Genomic DNA, 3,805 nt, shown 5'->3' with positions numbered 1-3,805 from the left:
CAGGGTAGACGTACATCTCACGTCCGATTTGCAGCTTTCTGGGATGTCAACCTTCCACTCGTGACCACGGTCCATGCGAGCGGTTGCGGCCAGCCGGGTAAGAGCGCACACGCTGGCGGCCCACGCACCGCCGGGTCGGCACACGGGTGCACACGATCATGGTTCGGCTACGACGGTCAGACCCGCACGGGGTGCAGGGCGCGGCGCAGGACGTCGAGGATCTCCCGCTCCTGCCGTCTGGACACCGCTTCCGTACGCCCCAGGTTCGGCCCGTGGAACGTCCCCGGGAACTGGTGCAGCTCAACCGACACGCCCGCCCGCAGCAGGGCCAGGGCGTATTCGATCCCCTCGTCGCGCAGCGGGTCGAACTCGGCGGTCGAGACATAGGCGGGTGGCAGGCCGGTGAGGTCGGTGGCGCGGGCCGGCGCCGCGTACGGCGACACGTCGTCGCCGGGTGCGGCGTCACCCGAACGCCCCAGGTAGTGGCGCCAGCTCAGCATGGCGTCCGGCCGGTTCCACAAGGGCGCGTCAATGAATTCGATCATGGATGGGGTGTCCAGCCGGTCGTCCAGCTCGGGAATCACCAGGAGCTGGTAGCGCAGGGACGGGCCGCCCCTGTCCCGGGCGAGCAGCGCCAGGCCTGCGGCCAGCCCCCCACCGGCGCTCGCGCCGCCGACGACCACCCGGTCGCGGTCGATGCCGAGAACCTCGGCCTGGTCGACCAGCCACAGCAAGGTGGCGTAACAGTCCTCAAGACCCGCCGGGAACGGGTTCTGCGGAGCCAGCCGGTACCTCGGCGCCACCACGACCGCCCCGGCCCTGGCACAGATCCGCACGACGTCCGGGTGGGCCGTTTCGATGCCGCCCCCCGCGCCACCCCTTGCAAACCCACCGCCGTTGATCCACAGCAAAGCGGGCCACGGCGCACCGGGTCCCTTGGGCCGGTAGATGCGGACCGCGACGTCCGGCGCTCCCGGCGGGCCGGGGACCACCCGGTCCTCGATCTCGATCCCGGCCAGGACATCAGCATCGGCATCGGCGGGCCGCTCCAGCAGGAGCCGGCCCGACGCCGCCCGGACCGCACCAGCATCCTCCATCGTTACCCTATGTAGCAGAGAAACCGCAGTCGCAAGCTCATGATCCACGAACGCCCCCCATATTCGGGCAAAAAGCCCCTGACCTGCACTCATACCGCGGATGAGTGTTCACCTAACACGGGGTATCTGTCACCTGAATCGGCACATCCGGTGCTCGGACAACCTCCGCGCCCCGCAGGGGCCCTACTGGCTGGCCTCACCGCTCACGGCCCTACCGCGCCTGGCCCGGCGGCGGACTGGCCGGCCACCGGCCACCGACCACCGGCCACCGACCACCGACCACCGACCACCGACCACCGACCACCGGCGATCTTTCGAGGTTTGTACGCCGGAAACGGCCTTGTTGATCGCACAAACCTCGAAAGATCGCGCGTCACCCCCGGGATGACGAGCGGCCCGCGAGCTACGATGATCGAAGATGGGTGGAGAGGAATGGTCGACATGCCGCCTGCCGCACAACCGGCGCAGCCGGCTCCGCGCTGGCCAATAGCAACCGCGCCATCACCGTCCACAACCACCAGACGCCCCGGTTCGACCGTGTCGGCCGCGGTGGCCCGGGGCACACGGCGGCGCAACCTGTGGGACTGCCATTGCGCCGCCAGCGCCGTATGAGCCGCGTCCAACGCCGCACGCTGACCCGCGAGGAACGCCAGCGCCTCACCCTCGGTCACGCCGTCGCCGGATCGAAGCAGCGCCTCGGGCGTCAACGCCAGCACCGCCAGCAGACCCCGACGAAGATCGGAGACGAACAGCACGGGCTCACCCTGCAGGTTACGATCATAGGCCTCGTCCGCCGCCAGCAGCGCCAGCGCATATCGCCGGTGCGCGCTGGGCTGGCCGTCTCCGCTCATCGGGTGTCGCCCCGCCAGCGGACAGCCGGAGCCGCCACGCTCACCGCGAACCCGACAGGCCCGATCGCGTAGTCGCCGATCCCGGAGCTGCGGGCGAACCTGTCCGCCGCCTCCGCGCTCTCGAATGCGAGCACGATCTCGGTCACGCTGCGGCGAGTTTCCCCGTCGAACGGCGTCAGCCGCGGGTTTGCCGTCGGTCTGGGGAGAACCGGTAGACAGAAGACTGCATTGTGTGATCGATCCATCGCTACTACACGGCCAGACATCTTCAGACATCTTCGCGCCAGTCGTTGTCTCTAGTTGCTCCTCGATGGCAACCTGGACTGCATGGTCAACGAGCGGCTCAGACGCGCGATGCTGAAAGCGGGCCTCGACGCCGAGTCATTGGCTGAAGCCGCCCAGGTCAGCGCGAAATCGGTCGAACGGTGGCTGTCCGGGCGCGGCATCCCCTACCCGCGCACCCGGTTCCGCGTGGCGAAACTCCTGGGCGAGGACGAGAGCTACCTGTGGCCCGAGGCCACCGACCGCAGTGCTCTCGCCGGTGTCGAGCTTGTCGCCGCCTACCCGCGCCGTAGCGACGTACCCCACCATCTGTGGACCGACCTGCTTCGCCAGGCCGAACGCAGTGTTGATCTTCTGGCCTTTGCCGGCCTGTTCCTCACCGAAGAACACCCGGAGTGGATTCCCACCATCCGCGAGAAGGCCGAAGCGGGCGTCAGGGTCCGTCTGTTGCTCGGCGACCCGAGCGGCAAGCAACTCGCAGCCCGCGACGACGAACACCAGATCGGCGGCGGTGTCACCGGCCGAGTGCACGCCGTCCTCAACCATTACCGGGTCGTCACGGACCTCGTCCAGATCCGACTCCACGACACCCCGCTGTACAATTCCATCTATCGCTTCGACGACGAAATGATTGTCAATACCCACGTGTACGGTATTCTTGCCGCCTATACGCCGTGCCTACAGCTGCGCCGGGTCGACGGCGCTTTCTTCCACACCTATCTCGAATCCTTCGAGCGGGTATGGGCGTCCGCGCGCCCGTCGGGCGACGCACTGCCCACTGAGAAGAGGGCATCGTGAGCGACAGGAAGCAGAAAACCGAACCCAGCCGCGTCGACTACTGGGACGACCCGGCAGCGCCCAGGCCAACAAGCCGAAAGGCGTCCGCAAGCGCCTTTGTTCGCAACGACACAGGCGGCGTCCTCCTCCTGCGACGCCCGGACAACGGCCTCTGGACAATACCGACGGGTGGCGTGAAGAAGAACGAGACCGTTGCCGCCGCTGCCGTCCGCGAGACACGCGAGGAGACCGGCCTGGACATCGATATCACCGGCCTCGTCGGCATCTTCAGCGACCCCAGGCACGTTATCCGATATTCGGACGGCGAAGTCCGCCAACCCATCAACATCTGCTTCCGCGCCATTCCGACTGGCGGCAACCTCACCACAACCGACGAGGCATCCGAAGTCCTCTGGGTAGAACCAGCAGATATCGCCGGATTCACAATCCACCCCGCGATCATGCTCCGGCTCAACCACGCTCTCACCGCGACCGATCCCTACCTTGGTTAGCCACCCACCCGAAACATCTTCTTGATTGCTATGGTCTACGCCGGCCAAAAGGCCAACGTCGGCGCCGATCCGGCTGATTACTGTGGGCCGTGTCCTCGGGAAGACCGAGGTCGAGGCCGATCTGTCGCGCAATCTCTATCGCCTCGTTCAGTAGCGCCTGGCCGCGTTCGCGGTCGCCCGTGCCGGATAGGAGTTGGCCGAGCTGGAGGAGTGAGATCACGACGTCGCGCTGCTTACCGACATTGACCGGGTCGGCCTCCGCCAACCGCCGGGAGATGGTGAGGGC

The 3,805-nt window shown here is 67.2% G+C and carries 6 protein-coding genes; 2 read left to right on the top strand and 4 right to left on the bottom strand.

Going from position 1 to position 3,805, the window contains the following annotated elements; all coding sequences use genetic code 11:
- Positions 1-176 precede the first annotated feature (176 nt).
- The 3 genes from U9977_RS18725 to U9977_RS18715 form a co-directional block, all read right to left on the bottom strand.
- On the bottom strand, positions 177-1,097 hold the full coding sequence (locus U9977_RS18725; RefSeq protein ID WP_322750578.1) for an alpha/beta hydrolase: 921 nt from the start codon (positions 1,095-1,097) through the stop codon (positions 177-179).
- A gap of 203 nt (positions 1,098-1,300) precedes the next feature.
- Positions 1,301-1,948, bottom strand: coding sequence for a hypothetical protein (locus tag U9977_RS18720; RefSeq protein ID WP_322750577.1), 648 nt, complete (start codon positions 1,946-1,948; stop codon positions 1,301-1,303).
- Positions 1,945-2,094, bottom strand: coding sequence for a hypothetical protein (locus U9977_RS18715; RefSeq protein WP_322750576.1), 150 nt, complete (start codon positions 2,092-2,094; stop codon positions 1,945-1,947). Before U9977_RS18715 ends, U9977_RS18720 begins: the two co-directional genes overlap by 4 nt.
- Positions 2,095-2,275: 181 nt before the next feature.
- Between U9977_RS18715 and U9977_RS18710 the strand changes: the two genes are divergently transcribed.
- A complete protein-coding gene (locus U9977_RS18710; protein WP_322750575.1) occupies positions 2,276-3,028 on the top strand; it encodes a helix-turn-helix domain-containing protein in 753 nt (250 codons plus the stop codon).
- Positions 3,025-3,519, top strand: coding sequence for an NUDIX domain-containing protein (locus U9977_RS18705; RefSeq protein WP_322750574.1), 495 nt, complete (start codon positions 3,025-3,027; stop codon positions 3,517-3,519). The genes U9977_RS18710 and U9977_RS18705 overlap by 4 nt, the downstream gene beginning before the upstream one ends.
- A gap of 28 nt (positions 3,520-3,547) precedes the next feature.
- Here the strand turns inward: U9977_RS18705 and U9977_RS18700 are convergent.
- Positions 3,548-3,805: hypothetical protein (locus U9977_RS18700; protein WP_322750573.1), on the bottom strand; the 258-nt coding region annotated here is incomplete at its 5' end.

The organism is Protofrankia sp. Cas8 (assembly GCF_963555845.1).
Taxonomy (GTDB): domain Bacteria; phylum Actinomycetota; class Actinomycetes; order Frankiales; family Frankiaceae; genus Protofrankia.
This window is presented reverse-complemented; position numbering and strand designations above follow the sequence as displayed.